Source organism: Streptomyces tremellae, assembly GCF_039540215.1.
Taxonomy (GTDB): domain Bacteria; phylum Actinomycetota; class Actinomycetes; order Streptomycetales; family Streptomycetaceae; genus Streptomyces; species Streptomyces tremellae.
This window is the reverse complement of sequence record NZ_BAABEP010000012.1, coordinates 58,264-80,371: the sequence shown is the minus strand read 5'-3', so window position 1 is coordinate 80,371 and position 22,108 is coordinate 58,264. Positions and strand designations below refer to the sequence as shown.

Genomic DNA, 22,108 nt, shown 5'->3' with positions numbered 1-22,108 from the left:
GGGCGACGGCGCGCGGCCCCCGCCCGGCGCCTCAGCCATCCGGGGTCGTCCTGCACCCTCCGGAAGTGCACGAGAGGCAGGCCCTTGATCAGGCATGAAGCATCCCGCCCTTGACGCGACGCCAGGCCTAGACCAATAGTGTTCGGAACTTCCGCGCACCCCACCACTCCGCGGAAGCCTCCCCCCACCCGTCTCGGCCTCCTCGGAGGAGGAACACGTTGCTCTCACGACGTTCATTTCTCGCCACCGCCGGTGCGACCGGAGCCGCGGCAGCCCTCGCCTCGCCGCTCGCCCCGCGGATGCTGACGCAGCGCGCGTCCGCCGCCGGTGCCTCGCTGCCGCTCTCGCTGCGCAACAACTCGGGCAGCGACACCGTTTACGCGTACGTCAGCGGCTCCGACGACTCGGGCTGGCCCGGGTTCGTCGACTCGGGCGGCGCCTTCCAGCGGCTGCCGAGCCCGTCAGCCGTGCAGACCCCGGTGCAGGACTACGCGATCACGCTGGGCGGCTCGGACTCCGCGGCCACCCAGCTGACCCTCGGTGACTACGTCACCGGTGGGCGCGTGTGGTTCTCCGTCGGCAAGAAGCTCCAGTTCTTCGTCAACCCGCCGGGCGGCGACGGCGGCGTGCCCGGCCTCGTGCAGCCCGCCCTGGTCGCCGACGACGCCAACTGGCAGACCAACTGGACGTTCTGCGAGTTCACGTACAACAGCGCCAACCTGTATGCGAACATCAGCTATGTCGACATGGTCGGGCTTCCGGTGTCGATGGCGAGTTCGGGCAGCGCGGGCGACCAGTCGGTGAGCCCGCTGCCCGCCGGGGCGCTCGGTGCCATCGCCGACGGCCTGCGCGACCAGCACGCGGCGGACGGCGCCCCCTGGGACCAGCTCGTCGCCACCGACTCCTCGGGCGCCGTGCTGCGGGTCCTCGCGCCCTCCCACTCCCCCGTCGACTTCGGCGGCTACTGGGACGCGTACCTGGACTCGGTGTGGAGCCACTACCAGTCGACCGACCTGACCGTGAACGGACAGGGCAGCATCGGCAGTTACACCGGCCGGGTCTCCGGCGACACGCTGGTGTTCGACGGCCTTGAGACGAACGGGGTGCCGTTCACCAAGCCGAGCGCCGTCGACATCTTCGGCTGCGCGAGCGGCCCGCTGTACAACTCCGGCTCGGACGCCCGCGGCGCCGTCGCGGCCCGGCTCGCCGCCGCGATCAACCGCAGCAGCCTGCTGGTCTCCGGCGGCGGCAACCAGCCAGACGGGGTCAAGCCCGACCAGTACTACACCGAGTCCGTGACCAACCACTACGCGCGGCTCGTGCACGAGCACGCGGACATCGGCTACGCCTTCCCGTACGACGACGTCGGCCCCACCGGCGCGGCGCCTGTCGACGGCCATATCCAGGACGGTGCGCCCACGTCCTGGACGGTCACGCTCGGCGGCTGACCCCGCGGCCCGCGCCGCGGGGGACCGCGCTCAGTGCGCGTACTGGCCGGTCCCCCGCGGCAGGTAGCCGCCGTGGCCCGCACGCCCCACATAGGCGCCGTTCTCGATCACCGGCACGCCGCGGGACAGCACCGTCTCGACGCGGCCCGTCACCCGCCGGCCCTCGTACGCCGAGTAGTCGACGTTCATGTGGTGGGTGGCGGCGGAGATGACCTGCTCGGCGTGCGGGTCGTAGACGACGAGGTCGGCGTCGGAACCGGGCGCGAGGGTGCCCTTCTTCGGGTAGAGGCCGAACATCCGCGCGGGCGCGGCGCAGGCCAGGTCGATCCAGCGGCGGCGGGTGATGCGGCCCTCGACCACGCCCTGGTGCAGCAGGTCCATGCGGTTCTCGACGCCGGGCATCCCGTTGGGGATCTTCGAGAAGTCGCCGCGGCCCAGGTCCTTCTGGCCCGCGAAGCAGAACGGGCAGTGGTCGGTGGAGACGACCTGGAGGTCGTCGGTCCGCAGCCCGCGCCAGAGCGCCTCCTGGTGCTCGCGGGGGCGCAGCGGCGTGGAGCAGACGTACTTGGCGCCCTCGAAGTCCGGCTCCGCGAGGTTGTCCGTGGACAGGAACAGGTACTGCGGGCAGGTCTCGGCGTGGACCGGAAGACCCAGGTCGCGGGCCGCGGCGATCTCCGCCAGCGCCTCCTGCGCCGACACGTGCACCACGTAGAGCGGGGCGCCCGCGACCCGGGCGAGCTGGATCGCGCGGTGGGTGGCCTCCGCTTCCAGCAGCGCCCTGCGCACCTCGCCGTGGGCGCGCGGGTCGGTACGGCCCTCCGCGAGGGCCTGCTGCACGAGGACGTCGATGGCGATGCCGTTCTCGGCGTGCGTCATCACCAGGCCGCCGTTGCCCGCGGCGCGCTGCATCGCGCGCAGGATGCGGCCGTCGTCGCTGTAGAAGACACCCGGGTAGGCCATGAACAGCTTGAAGGACGTGACGCCCTCCTGGACGAGCAGGTCCATCTCCGCGAGCGAGTGCTCATTCACGTCGGAGAGGATCATGTGGAAGCCGTAGTCCACCGCGCACCTGCCGTCGGCCTTGGCGAACCACGCGTCGAGCCCCTGGCGCAGGGTCTGCCCGCGCGACTGGATGGCGAAGTCGACGATGGTCGTGGTGCCGCCCCAGGCCGCGGCGCGGGTGCCGGTCTCGAAGGTGTCGGAGGCGTAGGTGCCGCCGAACGGCATCTCCATGTGGGTGTGCGCGTCCACGCCGCCGGGGAGGACGTAGCGGCCGGTGGCGTCGATGACGGTGCCCGCGCTCCAGCCCCTGGCGGTGTCCGTGTCGTGGGCGGCGAGCGCGGCGATCCTGCCGTCCTCGATCAACACGTCTGCGCGGGTCTCGTCCGCGGCGGTGACGACGAGGCCGCCGCGGACGAGGGTACGGGTGGTCATTGGCGGCGCTCGCCCTTCGGTAGGCGCGGTACGGCGGTGTCAGACGGTGCGCAGCGCGCGGTCGAGTACGGCGGCGCCCTCCTCGGCCTCGGCCACCGTCAGGGTCATCGGCGGGGCGATCCGCAGCACGCTCGTGTCGTGCCCGCCGCCCTTGCCGATCAGGAGGCCGTCCTCGCGGGCCGCTTCCAGCACGGCGGCGGCCCGCTCGGGCGACGCCTCGTCGGTGCCGGGCCTGACGAGTTCGACGCCGGCCATCAGGCCGCGGCCGCGCACCTCGCGCACGGAGTCGACCTGCGCGGCGGTGGCGCGCAGCCGCTCGATGAGCAGGCCGCCGACGCGGCGGGCGTTGCCCTGGAGGTCGTGTTCGAGGAGGTAGGCCAGGTTGGCGAGGCCGGCCGCCATGGTGACGGGGCTGCCGCCGAAGGTGGAGATGGAGTTGGTGTCGATGCAGTTCATGATCTCGGCGCGGGCGATCACACCGCCGACGGACATGCCGTTGCCGATGCCCTTGGCGAAGGTGACGATGTCCGGCGGGCCGTTCTCCGCGTGCGCCTGCCAGCCCCAGAAGTGGTCGCCTGTGCGGCCCCAGCCGGTCTGCACCTCGTCGCTGATCCACAGGGTGCCGTGTTCGGCGAGCACCGCGCGGAAGGCGGCGTAGAGGCCGTCGGGCGGCATGGTGAAGCCGCCGACGCCCTGGACGGGTTCCGCGATCAGCGCGGCGGGCGTCCTGCCGTGGCCGAGGAGGTCCCTGAGGTCGGCGACGCACGCGGCGGTGAACTCCGCGTCGCCGAGGTGCGCGAAGGGGCCGCGGCTGCGCACCGCCCCGTGCACGTAGGCCGTCTGGAGCGGCGACTGGCTCGTCGGCGACCAGCTCTTGTTTCCGGTGACGGAGACCGTGGAGAAGGAGCGGCCGTGGTAGCTGTTGCGCATCGCGAGGATCTGGTTCGAGCCCCGGTACGCCGTGGCGAGCAGCAGCGCGGTGTCGTTGGCCTCGGTGCCCGACGTGGTGAAGAAGACGCGCGCGTCGGGGATGCAGGACAGGGCGGCGATGCGCTCCGCGAGTTCCACCATCGGGCGGTTGAGGTAGAGCGTCGAGGAATGGATGATCCGCGCGGCCTGCTCGCTGACGGCCTTGGTGACCTCGGGCAGCGCGTGCGCGGTCATGGTGGTGAGGATGCCGCCGAAGAAGTCGAGGTAGCGCCTGCCCTCGGCGTCCCAGACGTGGCGGCCCTCCCCGTGGGTGAGTTCGAGGGGCTCGTCGTAGTAGAGGCTGAGCCAGTCGGGCAGTACGGCGCGGTGGCGGTCGTGCAGCGGCTCGGTCATGGCGTGGCCAGCCCCTCGTAGGCGTCGGGCCTGCGGTCGCGGTAGAACGCCCACTGCCGCCGCACCTCGTCGATGAGGGAGAGGTCCAGGTCCCGCACGAGGAGTTCCTCCTCCTTGTCGCTCGCGGTGGCGCCGACGAACCGGCCCCGCGGGTCGGCGAAGTAGCTGGTGCCGTAGAAGTCGTCGTCGCCGTACTCCTCGCGGCCCACCCGGTTGATCGCGGCGACGAAGTACGCGTTGGCGACGGCCGCCGCCGGCTGTTCGAGCTGCCAGAGGTGCGCGGAGAGGCCCCGCGAGGTGGCGGACGGGTTGTAGACGATCTCGGCGCCGTTCAGGCCGAGTTGGCGCCAGCCCTCCGGGAAGTGGCGGTCGTAGCAGATGTACACGCCGACCCGGCCGGCCGCGGTGTCGAAGACCGGCCAGCCCGCGTTGCCGGGCCTGAAGTAGTACTTCTCCCAGAAGCCGGGCAGCTGCGGGATGTGGTGCTTGCGGTACTTGCCGAGGTACGAGCCGTCCGCGTCGATCACGGCCGCGGTGTTGTAGAAGAAGCCGGGGCCCTCGGCCTCGAAGACCGGCACGACGAGCACCATCCCGGTCTCGCGGGCGAGTTCGCGCATCCGGGTGACGGTGGGCCCGTCGGGGACCGGCTCGGCCCAGCGGTAGTGCTCGGGCTCCTGCACCTGGCAGAAGTAGGGGGCGTTGAACACCTCCTGGAAGCCCAGGATCCGCGCGCCCTGCCGGGCCGCCTCGCGGGCGTGCTCCTCGTGCTTCGCGATCATCGACTCGGTCTCCCCCGTCCAGGTCGCCTGGACGAGGGCGGCGCGCACCGTGCGGGACCGGGTCCCGGGGGCTTCGGAGGGGTCGGTCACGGGCTGCTCCTTCGGATCAGCTGACCCGTCGAACGTAAGCCCCGGCACGAACCGGGGCAAGAGCACCCTCACCCGAATGCGGCAGGGGCCGCTTCACAGCGCGACGGCGATGCCCGTCATCGGGTGCCGCCTGCGTCCGCCGGTGAGCCGGGCCGACAGGTCGGTGACGCGGTACTGCCAGCCGTACTTGCCGGCGAGCAGCCCGCGCACATGGTCGAGTTCGTCCGCTTCCGGCAGCAGGCGCGCGGTGCCCTCGGCCCGTACGGCGCCCTGCTCGATCCGGCCGCGGACCGTGCACACGGTGACGACGGCGCGCGGGGTGCGGCGGATGCGCCGGACCTTCCAGGAGTCGGCGCGGGTCAGGACGTAGAGGGTGCGGTGGTCCACCGCGTGCCACACCGGCGTGTCGATGCCGAGGCCGTCCTCGCGGTACGTGGTCAGGCTGACGTAGCGGCTGCGGGCGAGGGCGTCGAGGGTGCGTCGGTCGAGGCTGGTCACGGGCGGAAGGCTACGCCTTGTCAGGCGCCCGGGTTGTCCGCGTGGGTGAGCGTCTCCCAGGACACGAAGAGGCCGTCCGTGCCCGCGGGCCGGTCCTTCCTCACCAGGCGCGCGGTCTGCGGCATGGAGAGGTGCAGCCTGCCGTGGAGGTGGTTGTAGGCGACCTCCAGGTCGGGCCCCATCGTGCGGGTCACCTTGCCGCCGCACAGCCAGGAGGGCGGGCGGGCGCCGAGCTGGTAGCGGGCGTGGAACTCCAGGGCGGCGCGCAGCCGTTCCGCCTGCTCGCCGTAGAGGTCGACGCCCTGGTGCCAGGCGGTCTCCGCGATGTGCGCGGTCGCGGCGAGCGAGTAGCCGATGTGCATGAAGTTGCGGCAGGTCTCCTGGCCGAGCCCGTCGGCGTAGGTGCGCTGGCCGAACCAGTAGGAGGCGAGCCGCGCCGGGGTGCGCTCGGTGCCGCCGGGCGGCGGCTTGGGCAGCCTGCCGTCGGAGGACAGGTAGAAGTAGGCGGGGACGCGGGCCCGGAAGCGGGAGACGGCGTGCGCGAACATCCGGTGGTCCTCCAGGAAGACCGCCATGCCCATCTCGGCGTCCGTCATGGCGAGTTCCCAGTTGCCGTTGTAGTCGGGCACCTTGGCGACGAGGTCGGGCAGGTACGCCTTGCGCAGCATCCACTTGAACCGCATGACGGCGGGCTCGCGCCACTGCGGGTAGGTGGCGTGCACCAGCTCCGCGGCCCTGACCCAGGAGGATCCCGTCCAGGCGCTCTGGAGGTCCGCGTCGCTGAGCGTGTGGCGTTTGACGACGGCGGACCAGGCGTCCATGATCTGCACGGCCTTGCGGGCGTGGGCGGGCTGCCCGGTCACGGACCACAGCAGCGCCTGGGTGTACGCGGCGACGGCGTCGTCCCGTTCGAAGACGCAGGCGGGCGTGCCGTGGTTGGACTGGCAGGCGACGGTCGCCGAGGGGTGGGGCGTGTAGTCGGCCGCCGCGTACCTGCTCGCGCTCATCTGCCGGAAGGCGGAGGCCCAGGGCTCCCGGTGGGCCCGCACCTCCGTGCGCACGGTCGCCAGCTGGCCGGCGCCGACCACGACGCCGGGGTGCCGGAAGCGTACGGGGTCGCCGCCGGGCGCGGACGCCGCGTGCGGGGACGGGCCCGCGCAGGCGGGCAGCAGGGCGAGCGCGCACAGCGCGGCGACACCGGCGATCACTTTGCGTAGGGGCACGCAGCCACGGTGTCCCCGGCGGCGCCGCCCCGCAATCCGGGCGCCCCGCAGGGGTGACGCGGGCGCGGGCGGTCGCCGGGGCGGCGGCGGGCAGGCGGGGCGCCCCCGCGGGTCGTGGGCGCCCCGCGCGTCCTACTGCGGGCCCGCCGGGTGGACGACCATCGCGGAGCCGCCGCCCCTGCGGACCTTCTCGGCCGCGGCCTGCCAGCGGCCGTCGGGCAGGCGCTCGACGCCGGTGGCCGCGCCGATCTCGTCCACCTCGGTGAACTTCTGGCCGAGCGCTTCGAGTTTCGCCCTCAACGGGCTGTCGTAGAGGGCGGGTTCCAGTTCCGTGGCGGCCGCGTTGCGCTGGCTCGCGCGGGGCGCGGCGATCGCGTCGACCAGCGGCATGCCCCGGTCCACGTGGTTGACCAGGGTCTGGAGGACCGTGGTGATGATGCTGGCGCCGCCGGGCGAGCCGATCGCGAAGACCGGCCGGTGCTGCCGGTCGAGGACGACGGTCGGCGAGATCGAGGAGCGCGGTCGCTTGCCGGGTCCCGGCAGGTTCGGGTCGGGCACGGCCGGGTCGGCGGGCGTGAAGGAGAAGTCCGTCAGCTCGTTGTTGAGCAGGAAGCCGCGGCCCGGCACGGTCATCGCGCTGCCGCCGGTCTGCTCGATGGTGAGGGTGTAGGCGACGACGTCGCCCCACCGGTCGGCGACGGTGAGGTGCGTGGTGTTCTGTCCCTCGTACGTGGTGGGCGCGGCCTTCCCGCTGTCGGCGCAGGGGACCGGGTGGCGCGGGTCGCCGGCGGCGAGGGGGCTGGTGAGCGCGTGGCCGGCGCTGATCAGGCAGGCGCGGGAGTCGGCGAACCGCTGGGAGAGCAGGGCGCCGGTCGGCACGTCCTCGTACGCCGGGTCGGCGACCCAGCGGCCGCGGTCGGCGAAGGCGATCCTGCCGGCCTCGATGTAGTGGTGCAGGTACTGCGTCTGCGAGGCGTGCTTGAGGTCGGTGTTCTCCAGGATGTTCAGCGCCTCGCCGACGGTGGTGCCGCCGGAGGAGGACGGCGCCATCCCGTACACGTCGAGCCCCCGGTAGGAGACCTCGGTGGGCTTGCGGAAGACCGTGCGGTAGCCGGCGAGGTCGCGGGTGGTGAGGTCGCCGGGGCGCACGACGCGTGTGCTGCCGGGCCTGACGGGCGGGGTGCGCACGGTGCGCACGATGTCCTTGCCGAGGTCCCCGTGGTAGAGCAGTCCGATGCCCTGGCGCCCCAACTTCTCGTAGGTGCGGGCCAGATCGGGGTTCTTCAGGGTGGATCCCACGGCGGGCGGGCGGCCGCCCGGCAGGAACAGCTTCGCCGTGTCGGGGAAGTCTGCGAAGCGCGCCGCGTTGGACGCGGTCTGCGACCTGAAGGTGTCGTCGACGGTGAAGCCGTCCTTGGCGAGGTGTTCGGCGGGCCTCAGGACCTGCCCCAGTGGCCTGCTGCCCCAGGCGCGCAGGGCGCTGTCCCAGGTGGCGGCGGTGCCGGGCGCGCCGACGCTGCGGCCGCTCGTGACGGCGTCGTCGAACGGCAGCGGCTTGCCGTTCTCGTCGAGGAAGAGTGAGGAGTCGGCGGAGGCGGGCGCCGTCTCCCGGCCGTCCACGGTGTGGACCGTGCGGGTCCTCGCGTCGTAGTAGACGAAGTAGCCGCCCCCGCCGATGCCGGCCGAGTAGGGCTCGGTGACGCCGAGCGCGGCGGCGGTCGCGACGGCGGCGTCCACGGCGTTCCCGCCCGACTTGAGGACCTGGAGGCCGGCCGCAGAGGCGTCCGCGTCCACGCTGGCCACCGCTCCCCCGTAGCCGGTGGCGACCGGGGTCTTGGCGGGCGCGCGCGGGGCGTCGCGTGCGGACGGCGGCGCGGCGGCGCCCGCGGTGAGCAGGGCGGCGGCCACGGCGAGGACCGAGACATTGCGTGCGGTGGAGCGGCGCATCCGTACCTCCGTACCCGGTGGGTGATCGGTCCGGGAAGCGTAGCCCGCGGTCCCACTTCTCGTCAGGAACACGTCACTCCGGGGCAGGGGGCACCGGGAAACGCCGGGGAGGGGGAAAGAGAGCGGGCCCCCGCCGCGCACGTACGCGGTGGGGGCCCGCTCCACGCCGAGCACCACCCGGCCGTCCCGCAGCTGACCTTCTCCCCTGAACAGAGAAGTGATCTCCGGCTGCCGTCAGGACCGGGCCGCTGCCCCTGAGCTACCGCGCGCCTCGCAGCAGCGTCCCTGGTGCGGCCGGGGCGCTGCCCTCGGCCGCCGGTCCCGGCAGGGGCGAAGCACCCGCCCCGGGACCGCTCGTCCGGATCGCGCCGGGCTCCCGTGCCCCGGGAACGCTCCCCGGGCACCGGACCACGCTCGCGGATCCGGCCCGTCCCAGACGAGAGACCCTAGTCGAGATCGAGCCCGGAGGTCCTGCTCTGCGCGGATGCGGCTCGATCAACGGTTCGACGGCCATACGCTGCCCTACCCCATTCTCGGCTCTGTCGAGGTCAGCGCAAACTATCCACGCACCCAAGGGACTTCGAGGACGACACGCATAAATCCGGCATAAGCGTTATTTACTGCCAGTTCTCGACAGTTCGCCCATTCGGGATGTCATGCCTCCGCGGCCTCCGCGTAGACCTGGGCGAGTTCGGGGGCGCCACCGACCGCCCACTCGATGCCGGACTCCACGACCTGCACCTCGCGGCCCGACGCGAGCCGCACCACGGGCTGCCCGGTGGGCCAGATGTGCCACCGCGCGCCCGGGACCGTACGGACGATCACCGAGCCGAGGTAGAGGCCCGCGTCGTTGCCGAGCCACGGCAGCTCCTCCGGGTCCTCGCGCCACAGCGGGGGCAGCTGGTCGAGCGCGGAGAGCGAGTCGACCGAGTCGTCGAGCCGCAGGCCGAGGCGCATCGCACGCACCCGCAGCAGTTCGCACTCGGAGAGCAGCTCGGTGATCCCCTCCTGTTCACGGGCGGCGGCGGCCGGCGACGACACGTCGTCCTCGTCGCGCCGCCTGTTGCGCCATGTGTCCAGAAAGGGAATATTCATACCGCCAGCGTGCCACCCGGACAGGGGCCGCACCACAGGACGCGCTGGGCGGGTTCCGGACTGTGAGACGGCTGTGCGACCGTCCGGGGGGCCCGGCCGGGCCCCCCGGTTCCGCCGTCAGGCCGCGGCCTGCGCCCCGGACGCCTCCAGGGCGAGAACGGCGAAGGTCGCGAGCCAGTGGTCCGTGGTGAAGTCGCCAGAGCCGAGCGCGGAGAGCCCCGCCGCCAGATGGGCGTCAGCCGTGTCGCGCAGCAGCCCGGAGCGCGCGTCGCCCAACGCGTCCGCCAGGGCGTAGAGGGCGGCGGCCCGGCTGAAGCAGAGGCCGTGCAGATGGCCGATCTGGCCGTCGGCCGGGTCGGTGACCTCCGGCGGCGCGAGGAGCAGCCGCTCCCCCGACTCGGCCGCCGCCGTCAGCTCGGGCAGCAGGCGCGCCGTCCAGGCAGCGAACTCGCCGGGCGCGGCGACCCGGCGCATCGCGTCCGCCTCCGTCAGCAGCGGCGAGAGGAAGTCCTGCCCTGACGGCTCCCAGCGCAGCGCGCCGCCGTGGTCGCCCTCGAACCACTCCCGCAGCTTCGCGCGGACCGGTTCGACCAGGTGGGGCACTCCGGCGCGGTCCGCGCTGTCGAGCACCAGGCCGAGGGCGAAGGCGCTGTTGCCGTGCACGCCGTGCCGCACCGGGTAACGGGCCTTGGGCAGCCAGGCAAGCACCAGGTCGGCGACAGCACGGGCGGCCGGCGCGAGCGCGGCGTACCAGCGCCCGTCGGCGCTCTCGGCGCTCTCGGCGGTGAGCATCAGCAGCCAGGCCCAGCCGTAGGGGCGCTCGAAGGAGGGGTTCGCCCTGAGGTAGGCGGCCTCCGCGGCCAGCGCCTCGGGGGTGAGGTGCGCGTCCAGCGCCTCGGTGACCGCCGCGGCCTCGGCCGCCGCGAGCGGGTAGCGGTTCAGCAGGCGCAGCGCGAGCCAGTGCATGTGCACCGCGGAGTGCCAGTCGTAGGCCCCGTAGAAGGCCGGGTGGTACGCCCGGGGCGCGACCGGCTCGTCGGGGCCCGCGAGCAGGTGCGCGGGGAAGTTCGGGTACTCGCGGGTGACGTTGGCGACGGCGAGCCGCGCGAACGTGTCGGCGTACGAGGCGAGCGCGGCGCGCGGGGCGGCGCCCGCGGCCTCGGGCGAGGCGGTCAATGCGTCGCTCCTTCCGGGACCCCCAGGTCCGTGGTGGTACGTGCGGCGGTCTCGACGATCACGGCGAGGCCGCGCGCGATGTCCTGGACGGACATGGACGGTTCGGCCTTGCCGACGACCTGCTCGGGCGCGTACGGGACGTGCACGAAGCCGCCGCGCAGTCCCGGCCGCTCGGTGGCGATGAGGTGGGCGAGGCCGTAGAAGACGTGGTTGCACAGGAAGTTGCCCGCGGTCCCGGAGACCGAGGCGGGCAGACCCGCCTCGCGCACCGCCGCGACGCACGCCTTGACCGGCAGGGAGGAGAGGTAGGCGACAGGGCCGCCGGGCACGATCGGCTCGTCCACCGGCTGGTTGCCCGCGTTGTCGGGGATGCGGGCGTCGTCCACGTTGACGGCGACGCGCTCGACGCTGAGGCCGGTCCTGCCGCCCGCCTGGCCCGCGCACAGGACCAGGTCGGGGCCGGTGTCGGCGACGGCGGCGCGCAACTCCGCGATGGCCTTCCCGTAGACGCAGCTGAGGCGGACCGCGGTGGTGTCGAACCCGCAGGGGCGGGCCTCGGCGACCAGCCGCGCCGCGGACCACGAGGGGTTCACGCCCTCTCCGCCGAACGGTTCGAAGCCGGTGATCAGGACTTTCATGGGTGCTCCGTCCGAGCGGTCAGAACGCGAAGAAGTAGATGATGAAGATGTTGCAGACGAGCAGCACGATCGCGGTCGGGGCCTGCACCTTGATCGGCCCGTACTGGTCCTTGAGTTCGAGCAGGGCGGCCGGCACGAGGTTGAAGTTGGCCGCCATCGGCGTGCAGAGCGTGCCGCAGAACCCGGCGAGCATGCCGACGGCCATGACCGCCGCGGCGTTGCCGTGCAGGTGCTCGACGAGGACGGGCCAGCCCACGGCGGCCGTCATCACGGGGAAGGCGGCGAACGCGTTGCCCATGATCACGGTGAAGACGAACATGCCGACGCAGTAGAGGGCCACGGCCGCGAGGACCTGCCCGTTCGGCAGGATCTTCTCGGTGACCTTGCCGACCTGCGTCCCCACGCCCGCCGCCTGGAAGATGGCGCCGAGCACCGCGAGCAGCTGCGGCAGCAGCAGGGCCCAGCCCATGGACTCCAGCATGCCGCGGCCCGCGTGGACGGGTACGGAGATCCGGGGCTCGCGCAGCACCCACATGCCGACGATCAGCGCGACGACCGAGCCGACGCCGAGGCCGAGGATGGTCTCGTTGCCCTTCTCGAAGACCACGTGGCCGCCGAAGTGGAACTTCGGGATCACGACGGCGCAGATCACCGCGACGACCGGGATGGTCAGGGCGGGGACGAACAGCTTGCTGCCGAAGCGCCTGGCGAGTTCGGTCCGCTGCTTCTCGTCGGTCGTCTTCGGAGTGCCCTTGCCGACGAGGTTGAAGCCGCCGAGGCAGATCAGCACGAGGACGGCGACGCCGAGGGGTTCGGAGGGGAGGGTCTTGTCGACGACCCAGGAGCTGTAGAAGAAAGTGACGCCGAGGAGCGTCCAGAAGGTGCCCGAGGTGAGGCGTCTGGCGTTGGTGCGGTCCGTCAGCGTCTGGAGGCCCATGACGATGAAGACGGCGCCGACCAGCCAGTAGAACCATTCAGCCTTGATCATTTCGCCGACTCCTCGACGTCGAGCTCGGCGTTGGCGACGACCAGCTCGCGTTCGAGCGTGCGGTCGAAGCGCAGCAGCCTGGCGCCGTGGACGAGGAAGGCGCAGATCGCGCTGGGTATCGCCCACAGCGCGAGGTCGAGCGGTTCCAGGTGCGCGTGGTACGTGGCGTCGACCAGGCCGGTGATCAGCAGGATGGAGCCGATGGCCAGGAAGATGTCCTCCCCGAAGAACACGCCGACCGTGTCCGCGCCCGCCGCGTGCGAGCGGACCTTGTCGCGGATCGCGCGGGGCAGCGGGCGCCCGCCGTTCTTGCGCTCGGCGGCCGCCTCGGCCATCGGCGCGATCATCGGCCGGACGCTCTGCGCGGGCCCGCCGATGGTCTGGAGGCCGACCGCCGCGGTCAGCTGGCGCAGCAGCAGGTAGAGCGTGAGGAAGCGGCCCGTGGTGAGGCTGCCGAGCTTCCCGATGAGCGTACGGGCCTGCTGCTGGAGGCCGTTGCGCTCCAGCAGCCCGATGACGGGCAGGGTGATGGCGAAAATCGTCACGGAGCGGCTTGAGGCGAAGCTCTCGCCGAACGTCTTGAGGATCTCGTCGGGAGAGAGCTTGCCGAGCACTCCGGTGACGATCCCGGCGACTCCGACGACCAGCAGAGGGTTGCGCCTCGTGGCGAATCCGAGGATCACCACGAGGACACCGAGCAGAACGATCATGTGCTCTCGGCCTTCCGTACAGGGGTTGCGCGACGGCGGCGCGGACCGGGGGGTGTGCACGGAGGCTAGATGATTGTTGAACGATCCGACAAGGGTAGAGGGACCACAGGTTTTCCGCGCTCCTCGCGCCCGCACGGCCCCCGCCGGTCCCCGCGGGGGCCGGCCGTCAGTCCGGCAGGCCCGCGGGCTCGGGGTACGCCTCGGCCAACTGCCTTCTGGAGTCCTCCAGATAGAAACCGAGCATGCGCTCGGCACCGTCCGCGTCACCGGAGGCGAGCGCGGTGAGGAGTTCGCGGTTGCGGGTGAGGTACGGCTCGTGGAAGCGGCGCGGATCATCCATGATGTGGAATGCCAGGCGCAGTTCCGCGAGGACGCCGCGCATCAGGTCGTCGAGCCGCTCGCTGCCCGCGAGCCCCGCGACGGCCTGGTGGAAGTGGATGTTCGCGGTGCCGCAGGCGGCCCAGTCGCCGGCCTCGGCGGCGGCGCGGCCCGCCTCGACCGCGCCCTCGACGTCGTCGAGCGGTGCGGGACGCGCGCCGTGCGCCCGTACGGCCGCGCACTCGACCACCTGGCGCACCCGGTAGATGTCCGCGATGTCGGCGGCCGTGAGCACCCGCACGAAGGTGCCCCTGTTGAGCCGGTGCACCAGCAGCCGCTCGTGGGTGAGCAGGCGGAACGCCTCGCGCAGCGTGTTGCGGGAGATGCCGAGCGCCTGCCCGATCCGCTCCTCCGACAGGCGGCTGCCCGGCGGGAAGGAGCCCTGGGCGATGCGCTCGCGCAGTATCGCGGCCACCCGCTCCGCCGTGCTCTTGCGGCTCAGCAGCCTGCGGTCGGCGAGCAGTCCGGTCAGACCGGGACCGAGGTCGGCGCTCATGCGGATCTTCCCCCCTGGGCGGACAGGTCGGCCCGTTGCAGCCGGGTTACCGGAACGAAACACTATCCCCAGGGAGGATCGTTGAACAATTGTTTCGAGGAGGTTACGGCCGGATTCCCCACGCCGCGCGGCCCCTGGACGGCCCCTCAGACGTCGAGGTCCACCACGACCGGGGCGTGGTCCGACGCGCCCTTGCCCTTGCGCTCCTCGCGATCCACATAGCTGTCCTTGACCGCGGAGGCGAACGCCGCGTTCCCGTACACGAGGTCGATGCGCATGCCGCGGTTCTTGGGGAAGCCGAGCTGCCGGTAGTCCCAGTACGTGAACGGGTGGTCGTACTTGAGCGGGCGGGGCACCACGTCGCTCAGGCCCGTCCCGCGCAGCCCGGCGAGTGCGGCGCGCTCGGGCTCGGTGACATGGGTGGCGCCGTCGAAGGCCGAGCGGTCCCAGACGTCCTCGTCCGCGGGCGCGATGTTGAAGTCGCCGAGGACGGCGAAGGGCCGGGCCGCCGCCGCGTCGGCCGCGACCGCGTCCTTGAGCGCCGCGAGCCACCGCAGCTTGTACGCGTAGTGGTCGTGGCCGACCTCGCGGCCGTTGGGCACGTAGACCGACCAGACGCGGACGGGTCCGCAGGTCGCGCTGACGGCGCGGGGCTCCGCCACGCCCTCGTACTCCGGGCCGCCGGGCAGGCCGCGCACCACGTCGGCGAGGCCGGCGCGGGAGAGCACCGCCACCCCGTTCCACCTGCCGGTGGCGTGGACGGCGCACTCGTACCCCGCGGCGCTCAGCTCGGCCACCGGGAACTGCTCCTCGGTGGTCTTGGCCTCCTGGAGGCAGAGCACGTCCGTGCCGCTGCTCTCCAGCCAGGCGAGCAGCCGCGGCAGCCGGGCAGTGACCGAGTTGACGTTCCACGTGGCGATGCGCATGCCCACCACTGTAATCGGCGGTCTGGGGCCCTCCGCCTGGATCAGGGAGCGGGGGCCGGCGCCTGGAGGGTGCCCCGGCCACTGGCCGGGAAGGTGCCGGGGCACGCGAGCCCGGCATGATCCACACGGCAGGCCCCAGTACAGTCAGATCTCCGGCGAGCCGCCGGACGCCAGCCGCAGGTGCCCGGTCCCGCCGAGCGCTCCGAACGGCCCGTCGCAGGTGGGCCGCGCGAGGTCGCGCAGCAGCGCGCCGTGCACGTCCACCGCGCGTCCTGGCGCCACCTCGCGGAGGTAGTCGATCACGTCGGCGATCCGGTTCCACGGCGCCGTCACCGGCACCATCAGCGTCTCGACCGGCGTCCCCGGCACGGTGAGGACGCCGCCCGGGTGGAAGACCCTCCCGTCCACCAGATAGCCGGAGTTGGCGATCCGGCGGATGTCGGGGTGGATCACCGCGTGCAGTTCGCCGTGGACCCGGACGCCGAAGCCGGCCGCGCTGAACGCGTCGCCGTGGCCGACCGCGTGCACCCGGCCGGGGAACGCCGCGGCGGCCCGGTCCGTGACGCTGCGGGGCGCCCACAGCAGTGCGGCGGGGTTGGCGCCGAGCCCCGCGCGCAGCCGCCCCTCGTCGAAGTGGTCCGGGTGCTCGTGGGTGACGAGGATCGCGTCGGCGCCGACCGCGGCGTCGTCCTCGCTGTAGCCGCCCGGGTCGAGGACGAGGGTGCGCCCGTCCTTCTCCCGCCGTACGCACGCGTGCTTGCGCTTGGTGAACCTCACGACCGGCCGCACGACCGGCCGCCACCCTCTGCCGTCGCGTCCGCCGCGCCCGCGCCGGAGCGCGGCCCCCCGCGCGGGCGGGGCCGCGGGGGCCCGCAGCCATCGTCCTACTCCTGCGGCGTGGTCTCCTCCCGGATCACCGCGCCCGCGACCTGGAAGGCCGTGTTCGCCGCAGGGACACCGCAGTAGACCGCGGTCTGGAGGAGCACTTCCTTGATCTCGTCGGGGCTGAGGCCGTTGCGCAGGGCGGCCCTGGTGTGGAATGTCAGCTCGTCGAAGTGGCGGCCCGCGACGAGTGCCGTCAGCGTGATCACGCTGCGGGTCCTGCGGTCGAGGCCGTCCCGCGTCCAGATCTCGCCCCAGGCGTAGCGGGTGATGAACTGCTGGAAGTCCTCGGTGAAGCCGTCGGTGGCGGCGGCCGACCGGTCCACGTGGTCGTCGCCGAGCACCTCCCTGCGCACCCGCATGCCCGCGTCGTAGCGGTCGGGGGCCGCGGCGGGCCCGGCGGCGGCCGGGCCGGTCGGCTCCGCGCGTACCGGTCCCGCGTCGGCTGCGGCGTCCTGGGGCCCGTCGGCGGCCGGCTCGACGGGAGCCGCCGGAGGCGGTACCGAGGGGCCCGCGGGTGGCTCGGGGGTTCCGGGGACCTCAGCGGCACCGGGGACCCCAGGGGCTCCGGGAACCACCGGGACGGAAGGCGCCACCTGGACTCCCGGGGCCGGCGGGACGGCCTGGGCCCCCGGGGCGGAGGGTCCGAGCGGAGTCTTCTGGGCGGAGGGGGCGAGCGGGGCGGAGGGTGCCGCCTGGGCGGCAGGGGCCGCCTGGCCCGCCGCCGCGGACGGCCCCGCCGGGGGCGCCGCGGGCGGGCCCGAGGGCAGCCGCTCCGGCAGGATCGTGATGCCGGTCGAGGTGTCCGAGGGGTTGTACCAGGCGGTGGAGAAGTGGTGCGTGAGCAGGTCCGTGACCGCGGCGGGCTGCTCGACGGGCGCCAGGTGGGAGGCGCCGGGGACCAGCGCGAGGCGTGCGTCCGGTATCCCCGCGACCAGGGTCCGCGCCTCGGCGGGTCCGGTGACCTGGTCCTCGGCCCCGACCAGTACGAGCGTCGGCACGGTGATCCGGCCGAGCTCGGCGCGGATGTCGAAGGACGCGAGCGCCTCACAGGCCGCGATGTAGCAGGCGGGGTCCGTGGTACGCACCATCTGGACCGCCCACTCGACGATGGCGGGCTGCGCGGCGGCGAAGGCGGGCGTGAACCAGCGCTCCGGCGCGCTGCGCGCCATGGGTTCCAGGCCGTTGGCCCGGACGATCACCCCGCGCTGGCGGAACTCGTCGGCGGTGCCGAACCGGGGCGAGGCTGCGACCAGCGCGAGCGACGCGACGCGGTCGGGCCTGCGCAGCGCGAGCTCGGTGCCGACCGCGGCGCCCAGGGCGCAGCCCGCGTAGCCGAAGCGCTGGATGCCGAGGCCGTCCAGCGTGTCCACGAGGCGCTGCGCCAGGTCGGGCACGGAGGCGGCGGGCACGGCGGGCGCTCCGCCGTGCCCCGGCAGGTCGAAGCGCACCACGCACCACTGCTTGGCCAGCTCCGGGACCTGCCGGTCCCACATGTGCCAGGTCGTGCCGAGGGAGGGCCCGAGGACCAGGGCGGGAGCGTCTTTGGGCCCGTCGACGCGGTACTGAAGGGTGTTCGGTGGTGTCTCGCTCACCCGGCTGACCCTCTCATCCATCACGAAAACTCACATGGCCGGGCCGAACCTAGCAGCTCCGGCTTTTCGCACCGAGGCCAGTCCTGCGCCCGCGACCGCGGCGGGGAGGACCTGTGCGAGGTGTGCGGAGATCTTGCGCCCCGGTGTCCACGCGCCGTCCGCGCGGGCCTGCACGCCCCGGCCTCGGACCGCCCCCTGGGGTCGGAGAGCCCCGCGTTGATGCCGACGAGCCGGTCGAGGCCGGCAGGGTTCTCGGGCGGGCTGACGGTGGGCAGGACGGGCGGGTTGCGCCGCGTGGTCGTGCCGACCTCCTCGTACCGCACCCGGTCGCTGCGGTCGGCGAGCGGCCGGAAGTACGGAAGTACGGGACCGTGCGGTGGCACCGGGCGAGGAAGCCGTCCGTGCCGGTCGGCGTGCCGAAGTACTCCGCGGGGGCGGGGACCGGCCCCGCGGGGCGACCGGTCGCGGCCTCCAGCGGTCCGGCCGGCGGCAGGCCGGCGCCGAACGCGATGTGTCTGCCGCCTGGGACACGCGGCCACGGATCGCCCTGGACTCCAGACGCACCACACATCGCGGCGACACTCGGCCCCGCCCGGGGGGCCTCGGCCGACGCCCCGTCACCTCACCTTCTCTGCTTGCAGGTCGAGTCGGCGGGAGACTCAGGGCGTCAGGACCACCTTGCCCGCGACGGTGCCGGACTCCGCCAGGCTGAGGGCCTCCGCGACGCGGGCCAGGGGGAGCCTGGCGGCGATGCGGGGGACGACCTCGCCGCGCGCGACGGCGTCGAGTACCTGGGTGAGGTCGGCGTGGAAGCGGGCACGGAAGCGGTCCCTGCGCAGGGAGCGGCCGGCCCAGATGTTGTAGAAGTGGGCGCGGCGGCCGTTGGGCAGGGCGTTCCAGAGCGAGGTGCGGGCGAGGATCTTCATCACGGGCCACTGCTTGGAGCCCGTGTCGTCGCGGGTGGAGGCGCTGCCGTAGGAGACGAGGGTGCCGCCGGGTGCGAGCAGGCGCCAGGAGTCGAGGACGCTGCGCCCGCCGATGTGGTCGAAGACGGCGTCCACACCGCCGGGCGCCAGCTTCCTGACCTCGGCCGCCACGTCGCCCGCGCGGTAGTCGACCGGCCGCACCCCGAGCCCGCGCAGGGCGTCGTGGTGGCGGGCCGAGGCCGTGCCGATCACCTGGACGCCCGCCGCGCGGGCCAGCTGGACGAGCACCGTGCCCACCCCGCCGCTCGCGCCGTGCACCAGGACGGTCGTCCCGGCGCGCACCCGGGCCGTGCGGTGCAGCATCTGCCAGGCGGTGACGCCGTTGACCACCACGGCCTCCGCCTGCGCGGCGCCGACCCCGTCGGGCACGGGCACGGCGTCGGCCGCGTCGACGCGGATGCGGCTGGCCCAGCCGCCGACCTTGAGCAGGACGGCGACCCGGCGGCCGACGAGGGAGGGGTCGACGCCCTGGCCCGTGGTGAGCACGCGGCCCACCGCGTCGTAGCCCGGCACGAACGGGAAGGGCGGCTGGTCGAAGTAGCGGCCGCGGCGCATCTGCTGCTCGGCGAAGGAGACGCCGCTGGCCTCCATGGCGAGCACCAGCTGCCCTGGACCCGCCTCCGGCGCGGTCGCGGTGCGCACTTCCAGGCCCTGCGGCTCCACGATCCCCGGCAGGACGACCTCGACCAGGCGTTCGCTCTCCATGACGCTCCTCCTTCTCGGTGTGCCGCGCCGGAGGCCGGGCGGCGGGACGCTGTCGCGTTCGTTAGACGTTATAACGTCCAGCCTCTGCGAGAGTCAAGAAGAGCAGTGATACCTTCTAACAGGACGGTGCAGGCATCGAGAAGGGAGGCGGACGTGGCCGCCGCGGACACGAGCAGCCCACGGGAGCGCTACCGCGCCCAGGTCAGGGAGGAGATCAAGGAGCACGCCCGAGAGCAGATCGCGACGGCCGGGGCCTCCGCTCTCTCCCTCAACGCCATCTCCAAGCGGATGGGCATGAGCGGGCCCGCCCTCTACCGGTACTTCGCCAGCCGGGACGCGCTCATCACCGAGCTGGTCAAGGACGCCTACCGCAGCCTCGCCGGCACCTTCCACGACTGCGCGGCGGCCGGCGGGGACCTGCCCGCGCTGGCACGGGCCCTGCGGGACTGGGCCTTGGCGGACCCGCACCGGTACTTCCTGGTGTACGGCACGCCCGTACCCGGCTACCGCGCGCCCGAGGACACCACCCTGATCGCCGCGGAGATCATGTCCGTGCTGCTGGCCGCCTGCGCCGCCGAGGACGCGCCCGACGCCGCGGCGGCCGGCCTCGACGAGCACCTCGCACAGCACAGGACGTGGGCCGAGGACCCGGCGGACCCGCCGGCCAGGCTGCGCCGCGCCCTGCTGTGCTGGACCCGGCTGCACGGCGTCCTGTCGCTCGAACTCGCCGGCCACTTCACCGGCATGGGCCTCGACCCGTCGGTCCTCTACGACGCCGAGGTGCGGTCGCTCGCCGCCCGCTGACGGCCCCCCGGGGCTACGGCTTGGCCGTCGACACCGCGTAGACGCGGGGCGTCGCGGGGTCCGACAGGTCCACGACGACGTCCACGGTGGGCAGGGGCGGCTTCTGCTTCAGCACGAGCCCCGCCCACAGGTGGCCGGGGACCGAGAAGTCCCACTTGGCGATCTTCTGGTCCCGGGCCGAGATGGTCACCGCGCCGGGACGCAGGGCCGCGCGGTCGGTGCCCATCTGGTTGAGGAAGGTGTCGAGCCGGCCCGAGGTCACGTCGAACTGCGTGTACAGGCGGCTGTTCTTCCAGTTGTTCGTCTCGTAGTAGCGCACCTTCGTGGCACCCGCGGGGATCGGCAGGTCGTAGATCCGCTTGCGGAACCCCGCGGGCCTTATCGGCTGGAGGCCGGTCGCCGCGGCCTCCGCCTCGCTCTTGCGGCCGCTGTCCCTGCTCTGCTCCGCGGCGATCGCCAGATAGCCAGCGGGCACGCCGACGAGCAGCACGATCACCACGAGGGTCAGCAAGCGCCTGCGGTTGCGGTGGCGGCGGTCCTCCGGCGGCTTGCCGCCGCCTTGGAGGGGCGGCGCGGCGGTGGGCTCGGACGGCGGGGTCATGACGGCGGTTCCTGCTCCGAGGTGGTCGTGCGGGTGCTCCTGATGGCCTGGGCGTACCGCTCGTAGCGCTCGTGCCGCTCGGCGCGGCGGCGGTTGGCGCGCCGGAAGCGGCGCGCGACCAGCCGCGCCAGGTCGGCGGCGCCGACCATGCCCGCCTCAGGGCCGAGCTGCGCCTTGACGATACGGGCCTCCGGCCGGTACCCGCGGCCGGTGAGCTGCCGGCGGAAGGCGTCCCGCGCGGGCCCGATGAGCAGGTCGTCCGCGGCGCTGACGCCGCCGCCGATGGCGAAGCAGGAGGGGTCGAGGGCGGCGGCGAGGTTGGCGATGCCGACGCCGAGCCACTGCCCGATGTCCTGGAACAGCTCGATGCACATCGCGTCGCCCTCGCGGGCCAGCTCGGTGATCAGCGGTCCGGTGATCTCGTGGACGTTGCCCTTGACGCGCTCGATGATGTTGTACGCGACGGGCGAGTCCGCGGCGGCCAGCTCCCTGGCCTCCCGCACCAGCGCGTTGCCCGAGCTGTACTGCTCCCAGCAGCCGCGGTTGCCGCAGGGGCAGCGGTGCCCGCCCGGCACGACCTGCATATGGCCGAACTCGCCCGCCACCCCGTACTTGCCGCGCTTGACGCGGCCGTCCTCCAGGATGGCGCCGCCGATGCCCGTGCCGAGGGTGATCATGACGAGGTGGTCCTCGCCGCGCCCGGCGCCGAAGCGCCACTCGGCCCAGGCCGCCGTGTTGGCGTCGTTGTCGACCATGACGGGGACGGCGAGCCGGGCGGCGAGCGCGTCGCGCAGCGGCTCGTCGCGCCAGGCGAGGTGCGGCGCGAACAGCACCCGGGAGCGGTCGGCGTCCACCCAGCCCGCCGCGCCGATCCCCACCGCGTGCACGTCGTGCCGGTCGGAGAGGTCGAGTACCAGCTCGACGATGGTGTCCTCGACGACCTTGGGGCTCTTGGACTTGTCGGGGGTCTCCGTGCGCAGGTGCTCAAGGATGGTGCCGTCCGCGTCGACGACCCCGGCCATCACCTTCGTACCGCCGATGTCGATGCCGACGGTCGGTACGCGGGGGGCGCTGAGGTGGGAGCGGCGCTCGCGGGTGCCGACCGTGCGCAGCACGGTGGCCCTCGCGGTGGAGCGGTGGGCGAGGTCGCGGTACGTGCTCACCGGGCCGCTCCCCCCGCCGTCGAGATCGAGGCCGGGGGCGGCGGGGCGGTCGCGTTCCGGCGCGTGGCGTGGTGGGGGTGCCGGCGGCCGGGCCGTGGCCTGGTTGCTCGCACGAGTCGTGTCGTCCCTGCGGGGTCGGGGCCCTGCCCGGTGGCGGGCAGCGCGGCGGACGGCGCCCGCCACCGGCGATTGTGCCATCTGGCGTGTAGGGGCCGCGTGTGCG

Annotated in this window: 20 protein-coding genes; 2 read left to right on the top strand and 18 right to left on the bottom strand. The window is 73.4% G+C overall.

The genetic code is table 11. The features are described from left to right. The first annotated feature begins 218 nt into the window (after window positions 1-218). Window positions 219-1,448 carry a beta-1,3-glucanase family protein gene (locus ABEA77_RS11800; protein ID WP_345645065.1) on the top strand — a complete coding sequence of 410 codons (1,230 nt, stop codon included), beginning with the start codon at window positions 219-221 and terminating at the stop codon, window positions 1,446-1,448. A gap of 30 nt (window positions 1,449-1,478) precedes the next feature. Here the strand turns inward: ABEA77_RS11800 and hydA are convergent, their stop codons facing one another. From hydA to ABEA77_RS11720, 16 genes are all read right to left on the bottom strand, one after another. Then, complete coding sequence (gene hydA / locus ABEA77_RS11795; protein ID WP_345645062.1) at window positions 1,479-2,882, bottom strand: dihydropyrimidinase; 1,404 nt, start codon at window positions 2,880-2,882, stop codon at window positions 1,479-1,481. A gap of 39 nt (window positions 2,883-2,921) precedes the next feature. Then, the gene (locus ABEA77_RS11790; protein ID WP_345645059.1) at window positions 2,922-4,205 is read right to left on the bottom strand and encodes an aspartate aminotransferase family protein; all 1,284 of its coding nucleotides are present in this window, start codon (window positions 4,203-4,205) and stop codon (window positions 2,922-2,924) included. Next, window positions 4,202-5,074, bottom strand: a complete 873-nt coding sequence (locus ABEA77_RS11785; RefSeq protein WP_345645056.1) for a nitrilase-related carbon-nitrogen hydrolase — start codon at window positions 5,072-5,074, stop codon at window positions 4,202-4,204. The genes ABEA77_RS11790 and ABEA77_RS11785 overlap by 4 nt, the downstream gene beginning before the upstream one ends. A gap of 93 nt (window positions 5,075-5,167) precedes the next feature. Beyond that, window positions 5,168-5,572, bottom strand: a complete 405-nt coding sequence (locus ABEA77_RS11780) for a PPOX class F420-dependent oxidoreductase (RefSeq protein WP_345645054.1) — start codon at window positions 5,570-5,572, stop codon at window positions 5,168-5,170. Window positions 5,573-5,592: 20 nt separating this feature from the next. Next, window positions 5,593-6,795, bottom strand: coding sequence for an alginate lyase family protein (locus ABEA77_RS11775; protein ID WP_345645051.1), 1,203 nt, complete (start codon window positions 6,793-6,795; stop codon window positions 5,593-5,595). Window positions 6,796-6,927: 132 nt separating this feature from the next. Next, window positions 6,928-8,742 carry a gamma-glutamyltransferase gene (ggt, locus tag ABEA77_RS11770; protein WP_345645048.1) on the bottom strand — a complete coding sequence of 605 codons (1,815 nt, stop codon included), beginning with the start codon at window positions 8,740-8,742 and terminating at the stop codon, window positions 6,928-6,930. A 654-nt stretch (window positions 8,743-9,396) separates the two neighbouring features. Next, entirely contained in the window at window positions 9,397-9,837 is a 441-nt protein-coding gene (locus tag ABEA77_RS11765) for a DUF6278 family protein (protein WP_345645045.1), read from the bottom strand. Window positions 9,838-9,954: 117 nt separating this feature from the next. Beyond that, window positions 9,955-11,013 (bottom strand): DUF2891 family protein, encoded by a 1,059-nt coding sequence (locus ABEA77_RS11760; protein WP_345645043.1) that lies wholly within the window; start codon window positions 11,011-11,013, stop codon window positions 9,955-9,957. Beyond that, a complete protein-coding gene (pcp, locus tag ABEA77_RS11755) occupies window positions 11,010-11,651 on the bottom strand; it encodes a pyroglutamyl-peptidase I (protein WP_345645040.1) in 642 nt (213 codons plus the stop codon). Before pcp ends, ABEA77_RS11760 begins: the two co-directional genes overlap by 4 nt. A gap of 19 nt (window positions 11,652-11,670) precedes the next feature. Then, window positions 11,671-12,639, bottom strand: a complete 969-nt coding sequence (locus ABEA77_RS11750; protein WP_345645038.1) for a DUF979 domain-containing protein — start codon at window positions 12,637-12,639, stop codon at window positions 11,671-11,673. Then, window positions 12,636-13,349, bottom strand: a complete 714-nt coding sequence (locus tag ABEA77_RS11745) for a DUF969 domain-containing protein (RefSeq protein WP_345645035.1) — start codon at window positions 13,347-13,349, stop codon at window positions 12,636-12,638. The genes ABEA77_RS11750 and ABEA77_RS11745 overlap by 4 nt, the downstream gene beginning before the upstream one ends. Window positions 13,350-13,515: 166 nt before the next feature. After that, window positions 13,516-14,223: a GntR family transcriptional regulator gene (locus tag ABEA77_RS11740; RefSeq protein ID WP_345645032.1), complete on the bottom strand. Its 708-nt coding sequence runs from the start codon at window positions 14,221-14,223 to the stop codon at window positions 13,516-13,518. A 146-nt stretch (window positions 14,224-14,369) separates the two neighbouring features. Further along, window positions 14,370-15,149 (bottom strand): exodeoxyribonuclease III, encoded by a 780-nt coding sequence (locus tag ABEA77_RS11735; protein ID WP_345645029.1) that lies wholly within the window; start codon window positions 15,147-15,149, stop codon window positions 14,370-14,372. 144 nt (window positions 15,150-15,293) lie between these two features. Next, window positions 15,294-15,926, bottom strand: a complete 633-nt coding sequence (locus ABEA77_RS11730) for an MBL fold metallo-hydrolase (protein ID WP_345645233.1) — start codon at window positions 15,924-15,926, stop codon at window positions 15,294-15,296. 107 nt (window positions 15,927-16,033) lie between these two features. Then, window positions 16,034-17,527 carry a 4-carboxymuconolactone decarboxylase gene (pcaC, locus tag ABEA77_RS11725; RefSeq protein WP_425588262.1) on the bottom strand — a complete coding sequence of 498 codons (1,494 nt, stop codon included), beginning with the start codon at window positions 17,525-17,527 and terminating at the stop codon, window positions 16,034-16,036. Between the two features lie 758 nt (window positions 17,528-18,285). Further along, window positions 18,286-19,317: a medium chain dehydrogenase/reductase family protein gene (locus tag ABEA77_RS11720; protein WP_345645023.1), complete on the bottom strand. Its 1,032-nt coding sequence runs from the start codon at window positions 19,315-19,317 to the stop codon at window positions 18,286-18,288. A gap of 153 nt (window positions 19,318-19,470) precedes the next feature. Here ABEA77_RS11720 and ABEA77_RS11715 point away from each other — a divergent pair, with 153 nt between their 5' ends. Next, window positions 19,471-20,121, top strand: coding sequence for a TetR/AcrR family transcriptional regulator (locus ABEA77_RS11715; RefSeq protein WP_345645020.1), 651 nt, complete (start codon window positions 19,471-19,473; stop codon window positions 20,119-20,121). 13 nt (window positions 20,122-20,134) lie between these two features. Here the strand turns inward: ABEA77_RS11715 and ABEA77_RS11710 are convergent, their stop codons facing one another. Together ABEA77_RS11710 and ABEA77_RS11705 are read right to left on the bottom strand one after the other, a co-directional pair. Continuing rightward, window positions 20,135-20,722, bottom strand: coding sequence for a hypothetical protein (locus tag ABEA77_RS11710; protein ID WP_345645017.1), 588 nt, complete (start codon window positions 20,720-20,722; stop codon window positions 20,135-20,137). Further along, the gene (locus ABEA77_RS11705) at window positions 20,719-21,885 is read right to left on the bottom strand and encodes an ROK family glucokinase (RefSeq protein ID WP_345645014.1); all 1,167 of its coding nucleotides are present in this window, start codon (window positions 21,883-21,885) and stop codon (window positions 20,719-20,721) included. Before ABEA77_RS11705 ends, ABEA77_RS11710 begins: the two co-directional genes overlap by 4 nt. Window positions 21,886-22,108 lie beyond the last annotated feature (223 nt).

Excerpts from the sequence above, each read along its gene's own strand:
- ABEA77_RS11750 (WP_345645038.1), bottom strand. The coding sequence starts at position 12,639 with ATGATCAAGGCTGAATGGTTCTACTGGCTGGTCGGCGCCGTCTTCATC.
- ABEA77_RS11745 (WP_345645035.1), bottom strand. The coding sequence starts at position 13,349 with ATGATCGTTCTGCTCGGTGTCCTCGTGGTGATCCTCGGATTCGCCACG.
- ABEA77_RS11740 (WP_345645032.1), bottom strand. The coding sequence starts at position 14,223 with ATGAGCGCCGACCTCGGTCCCGGTCTGACCGGACTGCTCGCCGACCGC.
- ggt (WP_345645048.1), bottom strand. The coding sequence starts at position 8,742 with ATGCGCCGCTCCACCGCACGCAATGTCTCGGTCCTCGCCGTGGCCGCC.
- ABEA77_RS11765 (WP_345645045.1), bottom strand. The coding sequence starts at position 9,837 with ATGAATATTCCCTTTCTGGACACATGGCGCAACAGGCGGCGCGACGAG.
- ABEA77_RS11710 (WP_345645017.1), bottom strand. The coding sequence starts at position 20,722 with ATGACCCCGCCGTCCGAGCCCACCGCCGCGCCGCCCCTCCAAGGCGGC.
- ABEA77_RS11790 (WP_345645059.1), bottom strand. The coding sequence starts at position 4,205 with ATGACCGAGCCGCTGCACGACCGCCACCGCGCCGTACTGCCCGACTGG.
- ABEA77_RS11720 (WP_345645023.1), bottom strand. The coding sequence starts at position 19,317 with ATGGAGAGCGAACGCCTGGTCGAGGTCGTCCTGCCGGGGATCGTGGAG.
- hydA (WP_345645062.1), bottom strand. The coding sequence starts at position 2,882 with ATGACCACCCGTACCCTCGTCCGCGGCGGCCTCGTCGTCACCGCCGCG.
- pcaC (WP_425588262.1), bottom strand. The coding sequence starts at position 17,527 with ATGTGGGACCGGCAGGTCCCGGAGCTGGCCAAGCAGTGGTGCGTGGTG.
- pcp (WP_345645040.1), bottom strand. The coding sequence starts at position 11,651 with ATGAAAGTCCTGATCACCGGCTTCGAACCGTTCGGCGGAGAGGGCGTG.
- ABEA77_RS11735 (WP_345645029.1), bottom strand. The coding sequence starts at position 15,149 with ATGCGCATCGCCACGTGGAACGTCAACTCGGTCACTGCCCGGCTGCCG.